This window comes from Kitasatospora sp. NPDC091257 (genome assembly GCF_044757675.1).
Lineage (GTDB): Bacteria > Actinomycetota > Actinomycetes > Streptomycetales > Streptomycetaceae > Kitasatospora > Kitasatospora lactacystinica.
The window spans coordinates 1-5,938 of the sequence record NZ_JBIVVI010000530.1 but is presented as its reverse complement, the minus strand read 5'-3'; the positions used below and the strand labels follow the sequence as shown (position 1 = coordinate 5,938).

At 73.3% G+C, this 5,938-nt stretch carries 6 protein-coding genes; 3 read left to right on the top strand and 3 right to left on the bottom strand.

Going from position 1 to position 5,938, the window contains the following annotated elements; all coding sequences use genetic code 11:
• Window positions 1-66: 66 nt before the first annotated feature.
• The 3 genes from ndk to ACIQOV_RS23520 form a co-directional block, all read right to left on the bottom strand.
• Complete coding sequence (gene ndk, locus ACIQOV_RS23530; protein ID WP_359908153.1) at window positions 67-480, bottom strand: nucleoside-diphosphate kinase; 414 nt, start codon at window positions 478-480, stop codon at window positions 67-69.
• Between the two features lie 108 nt (window positions 481-588).
• Entirely contained in the window at window positions 589-939 is a 351-nt protein-coding gene (locus tag ACIQOV_RS23525) for a DUF4233 domain-containing protein (protein ID WP_401051401.1), read from the bottom strand.
• Between the two features lies 1 nt (window position 940).
• Complete coding sequence (locus tag ACIQOV_RS23520; protein ID WP_401051400.1) at window positions 941-2,332, bottom strand: bifunctional folylpolyglutamate synthase/dihydrofolate synthase; 1,392 nt, start codon at window positions 2,330-2,332, stop codon at window positions 941-943.
• 185 nt (window positions 2,333-2,517) lie between these two features.
• Between ACIQOV_RS23520 and ACIQOV_RS23515 the strand changes: the two genes are divergently transcribed.
• From ACIQOV_RS23515 to ACIQOV_RS23505, 3 genes are all read left to right on the top strand, one after another.
• Window positions 2,518-3,951: a glycosyltransferase family 2 protein gene (locus ACIQOV_RS23515; protein ID WP_401051398.1), complete on the top strand. Its 1,434-nt coding sequence runs from the start codon at window positions 2,518-2,520 to the stop codon at window positions 3,949-3,951.
• Window positions 3,952-4,015: 64 nt separating this feature from the next.
• On the top strand, window positions 4,016-5,161 hold the full coding sequence (gene wecB, locus ACIQOV_RS23510; protein ID WP_401051396.1) for a non-hydrolyzing UDP-N-acetylglucosamine 2-epimerase: 1,146 nt from the start codon (window positions 4,016-4,018) through the stop codon (window positions 5,159-5,161).
• Between the two features lie 165 nt (window positions 5,162-5,326).
• Window positions 5,327-5,938, top strand: a 612-nt coding sequence (locus tag ACIQOV_RS23505) for a carbohydrate binding domain-containing protein (RefSeq protein ID WP_401051393.1), incomplete at its 3' end; no start/stop codon positions are given.

Genomic DNA, 5,938 nt, shown 5'->3' with positions numbered 1-5,938 from the left:
GGTGCGTCACCCGCTTCCCCGGGGTGTGTCACCCCTGGTCCCGCCGGGCGTGTCGCCCGGTCCGGGTCAGGCGTGCGCGGGGAAGAAGATCTTGATCTCGCGCTCGGCGGACTCCGGGGAGTCGGAGGCGTGGATCAGGTTCTCGCGGGTGATCGTCGCGTAGTCGCCGCGGATGGTGCCGGCGCCGGCCTCCAGCGGGTTGGTGGCGCCGGCCAGCATGCGGATGCCCTTGACGACCTCCTCGCCCTCGACGATCAGCGCGATCGACGGGCCGGAGGTCATGAACTCCAGCAGCGGCTCGTAGAACGGGCGGCCCACGTGCTCCGCGTAGTGCTGCTCCAGCGTCGCCCGCTCGAAGGTGCGCAGCTCGACGGCGGCGAACCGCCAGCCGGCCTTGCGCTCGATGCGGCTGATGATCTCGCCGGCCAGGCCGCGGCGGACGGCGTCGGGCTTGAGCAGGACGAGAGTGCGCTGGGACACGGTGCGTCTCCTGGGGATTCGGTTCGGCGGACAGTCGGGTCGACAAGCGGCGCCGACAGGGCAGAGATTACCTTGCGTACACGGCGTGTCGGTCCGCCGGTCCGGGCCTCAGACCTGTACTGCGGCGGCCTCCGCGGCGGCCCGGGCGGCCTTGAACTCGTCGACCTTGCGGCCGTAGTGCACCGAGCACCACCACAGGCCGGCGAAGACCACGCCGAGACCGAACATGGTCGGCAGGATGAAGCCGCCGGCGATCAGCCCGATCTGCAGCGCCCAGCCGATCTGCACCGCGCCGGGGCGGTCGATCATGCCGCAGAGCAGGACGCACAGCGCCATCGCGATGCCGCTGACCGTCCACACCTCCGCGCCGGAGACGTCGGTGAGCCGCACCGCGACCAGCGCCGCGAAGAGGATCAGCAACGCTTCGCCGATCAAGGTCGAGGAGCAGAGCGTCCTCATGTCACTTCCTCCCGAGCAGCAGGCGGGCCTCGCCCACCGTGATGACCGAACCGGTGACCAGCACCCCGGAGCCGCCGAGGTCGCCCTCCTCCTCGGCGAGGGTGACGGCGGCGGCGATGGCGTCGTCGAGCCGGGGCTCGACCTGGACGCGGTCCGGGCCGAAGACCTCCACGGCCAGCGCCGCGAGCGCGTCGACGTCCATCGCGCGGTGGGTGGAGTTCTGGGTGATGACGACCTCGGCCAGGATCGGCTCGAAGGCCTCCAGCACGCCGGCCACGTCCTTGTCCCCGGAGGTGCCGATCACGCCGACGAGCCGGGTGAAGCCGAAGGACTCGGTGAGCGCGGCCACGGTGGCGCGGGCGCCGTGCGGGTTGTGGGCGGCGTCCAGGACGATCGTGGGGCTGCGGCGGACGACCTCCAGGCGGCCCGGCGAGGAGACGCCGGAGAAGGCCTGGCGGATCTTGTCCACGTCCAGCTGCCCGCCGCGCGCACCGCCGACGCCGAAGAAGGCCTCGACCGCGGCCAGGGCGAGGGCCGCGTTGTGCGCCTGGTACTCGCCGTGCAGCGGGATGAAGACGTCCTCGTACTCCTCGCCGCCGAGTCCGCGCAGCGTCACCAGCTGTCCGCCGACGGCGAGTTCACGGCGGATCACGCCGAACTCCATGCCCTCGCGGGCGACCGTGGCATCCACCTCGACGGCGCGGCGCAGGATGGTCTCGGCGGCGTCCAGCTGCTGCTGGGCGACGACGGCGACGGCACCGGACTTGATGATCCCGGACTTCTCGACCGCGATCTCGCCGGTGGTCCCGCCGAGCTTGTCGGTGTGGTCCAGCCCGATCGGGGTGATCACCGCGACGGCGGCGTCGATGACGTTGGTGGCGTCCCAGGAGCCGCCCATCCCGACCTCGACCACGGCGACGTCCACCGGGGCGTCGGCGAAGGCCGCGTAGGCCATGCCGGTCAGCACCTCGAAGAAGGACATCGGCACCGGCTGCGCCGCGTCGACCATCCGCACGTAGGGCTCGATGTCGCGGTAGACCTCGACGAAGCGCTCGGGACTGATCGGGGCGCCGTCCAGGCTGATCCGCTCGGTGACGGACTCCACGTGCGGGCTGGTGTAGCGGCCGGTGCGCAGCTCGAAGGCGTTGAGCAGCTGCTCGACCATCCGGGCGGTGGAGGTCTTGCCGTTGGTGCCGGTGATGTGGATGGAGGGGAAGGACCGCTGGGGCTGGCCCAGGATGTCCATCAGCGCCTCGATCCGGTCGAGCGAGGGCTCCAGCTTGTTCTCCGGCCAGCGTTCGGAGAGCTCCACCTCGACGTCGCGCAGGGCGTCGCCGGTGCCGCCGTCGGCGGGGCGGATGGTGTACGGGTTCGGGTCGGCCTTGTCGCTCACGACCACAGTCTACGGAGCGCCGACGGGTCCTCCTCACGGGGTGAGAACCACCACTTTGCCCGCCCTTTGCCGTGATCGCCCATTTTTCTCCCTTTACTATCGATTTGGCGATTTGAACCGCAATGAAGCATCGATTCGCAACTGATGGGAGCCCCCCAGCCTTTGATCACAAGGAGCAGTTCGCCATGCCCGACGCCCTGCACGCATGGATCGTGCTTCGCCAGGACTCCGTCGTCCGGATCGCCGGACTGATCTCCCTGGCCCTCGTCGGCTACATGCTCCTGGTCTTCGGCCGCTTCCTCGTGTACTGGGCGGGCTCCCGGCACGCCTTCCGGCACGGCCGCCCCGCCGAGCCCGGCGACCCCGCCGCCTTCCAGTGGCACCTGGTGATCCCCTGCCGCGACGAGGAGGCCGTGGTCACCCAGACCCTGGACGGCCTGCGGGCCGGCGCGCCCGAGGCCCACCTGTGGGTGATCGACGACGACAGCGAGGACGCCACCCGCGGGCTGGTGCTCGCCGCCGCGGCCCGCGACCCCCGGATCCACCTCGTCCAGCGCCGCCGCCCGCACGCCCGGATCGGCAAGGGCGCCGCCCTCAACGCCGCCTACCGGGAGATCTCCGCCTCGCTGCCCGAGGGCACCGACCGCGCCCGGGTGGTGATCGGCGTGGTCGACGCCGACGGGCGGCTCGGCCCGGGCACCCTCGCCCGGGTCTGCAACGCCAAGGCGCTCGGCCGCCCCGACACCGGCGCCGTCCAGATCGGCGTCCGGATGCGCAACGCCGACGACGAACTCCCACTGCCCGGCCGCGGCCGGGCCGCCAACGCCCTGGCCCGCGCACTGGTGCGGATGCAGGACGTCGAGTTCCAGGCCACCAACACCGGCATGCAGCTGCTGCGCCGCCGCACCGGCAGCGTCGGCCTCGGCGGCAACGGCCAGTTCGTCCGGCTCACCGCCCTCGACTCGCTGACCGCCGAGGAGGGCCGGGCCGGCCGCCCCTGGCCGGAGCGCGCCCTGCTGGAGGACTACGAGTCCGGCCTCGACCTGCGGCTGGCCGGCTGGCGGCTCACCCACGTCACCGAGGCCCAGGTCTCCCAGGAGGGCCTGATCTCGCTGCGCCGCTTCCTCACCCAGCGCACCCGCTGGGCCCAGGGCAACATGCAGTGCCTGCGCTACACCGGCCGGGTGCTGCGCTCCCCGCACTACACCCCGTCCGGCAAGGCCGAGGTGCTGTACACCTTCCTCCAGCCGGTGGTCTGCGTCCTGCTGGTGCTGCTCTTCCCGCTCTCGCTCGGGATCACCGGCGCCGGGGTGGTGCTCTTCCCGGAGGAGACCGCCGAGTTCCAGCTCAGGTTCGGCCCGTGGATGCTGCTCGCCTTCGTGCTCGCCGCCCTGCCGATGGTGTTCTGGGGCTTCGCCTACCGCAGGGCCGTCCACCCCGACCGGAGCCGGCTCACCGCACTGCTCTGGGGCGTCCTGGTCTGGCTCTACGCCTACCACCTGTTCGTGGTCGCCACCCGGGCCGCGGTCCGGATGCTGCTCGGCCGCAACGGCTGGGCCAAGACCCGCCGCAACGCCGAGAAGGTCGCCGTCGGCGCCCCCACCGCGCTCGAGTCCTGACCCGCGTCCCGAGCCGCCCGCCCCCACGCCTCCTCCCCGCACCACGTCCCGACCGGAGTCCCGCATGAGCACGTGCCTGCCCCCGTCCAGCGTCGCCGTCGTCCTCGGTACCCGCCCCGAGCTGGTCAAGCTCGCCCCGCTGATCCACGAGCTCGGCGACGCCACCCGGCTGGTGCACACCGGCCAGCACTGGGACGAGGCGATGTCCGGCCGCTTCCTGCGCGACCTCGACCTGCCCGAGCCCGAGCTGCTCACCGGTGTCGGCGGCCGCCCCCGGGCCGGCCAGATCGCCCGCTCGCTGGGCCAGCTGGACACCGCCTTCGCCGAGGACCGCCCGGTGGCCGTGGTCGTCCAGGGCGACACCAACGCCACCCTGGCCGGGGCCCTGGCCGCCAACGCCCGGGGGGTCCCGCTGGTCCACGTCGAGGCCGGGCTGCGCAGCTTCGACCGGGCGATGCCCGAGGAGCACAACCGGGTGATGGTCGACCACGTCTCCGACCTGCTCTGCGCCGCCACCGGGGAGAACGTCGCCAACCTGCGCGCCGAGTCGCTGGCCGAGGAGCGGATCGAGCTCACCGGCAACACCGTCGTCGAGGTGGTCCGCCGTCAGCTGCCGGACGGGGCCGCCCGCGCCGCCCTGCTCGCCGCGCACGGGCTGCGCCCGGACGGGTACGTGCTGGCCACCGTGCACCGCCCGGAGAACACCGACACCGCCGAGGCGCTCGGCGCGGTGCTCGCCGAACTGGACCGGATCGCCCGGGCCGGCACCCCGGTGCTGTTCCCGATGCACCCGCGCACCCGGGCCGCCGTCGAGCGCTTCGGCCTGGACGGCCTGCTGGAGCGGCTGGCCGTCACCGGCCCGGTCGGCTACGGCGACTTCCTGGGCCTGGCGGGCCACGCGGCCCTGCTGGTCTCCGACTCCGGCGGCGTGCAGGAGGAGTGCACGGTGCTCGGCCGCCCGCTGCTGGTGGTGCGCCGCTCCACCGAGCGTCCGGAGGCGGTGGCGGCCGGCTTCGCCGCGCTGGTGCCGCCCGGCGAGGAGCTGGGCGCCCTGGCCCGCGCCTGGCTCTCCGACACCCCCGAGCGGCTCGCCCGGCTGGCGGCCACCCCGAGCCCGTACGGCGACGGCCTGGCCTCGGCCCGGATCGCCGCGCTGACCGCGGCGATCGCCGGGCCGGCCGGGGTCGGATCCGCACCACCGGCCGCGTAGCGCCCCCTTGACAGCAGAATTGGTCTACTCCACCTTGTGAGGCAAGTCTCCGTTCCCGACCGGGACTTGAGTTGTCGGTAGCTCCCGCACGCGCACCATCGACACCCCGGACGGCGTTCCTCCCCCACGAGGCGCCGCCGGGCCTCCCCCACTGGAGACGGAGTCATGCCACCTGCCCGACACCGGCGCCCGCGCGCCGTCCGTTCGCTGCTCGCCGGAGCGAGCGCCCTGGTCATCGGCCTGGGCGGACTCGCCCTGGCCGACGGCACCGGCGCCCACGCCGCCGACACCGATCTGATCACCAACGGCGGCTTCGAGACCGGGAACCTGTCCGGCTGGACCTGTTCGAGCGCCACGGTCCGGAGCACCGCCGCGCACTCCGGCACGTACGCCCTGCAGTCCACCCCGAGCGGGAGCGACACCGGCGAGTGCACCCAGACCGTCGCGGTGAAGCCCTCCTCCTCGTACACCCTGAGCTCCTGGGTCCAGGGCTCGTACGTCTACCTGGGCGCCCGCGGCACCGGCGGCACCGATCCGAGCACCTGGACCCCCGGCGGCACCGGCTGGACCCAGCTGAGCACGGGCTTCAGCACCGGCCCGAACACCACCAGCGTCACCGTCTACCTGCACGGCTGGTACGGACAGCCGGCCTTCGCCGCCGACGACGTCTCGCTGCTCGGGCCCGGCGGACCGCAGCCGTCCCCGAGCCCGACCGCCACCACCACCGCCTCGCCGAGCCCGACGGCCACCGCCACGGGCACCGGCAGCCCCACCCCC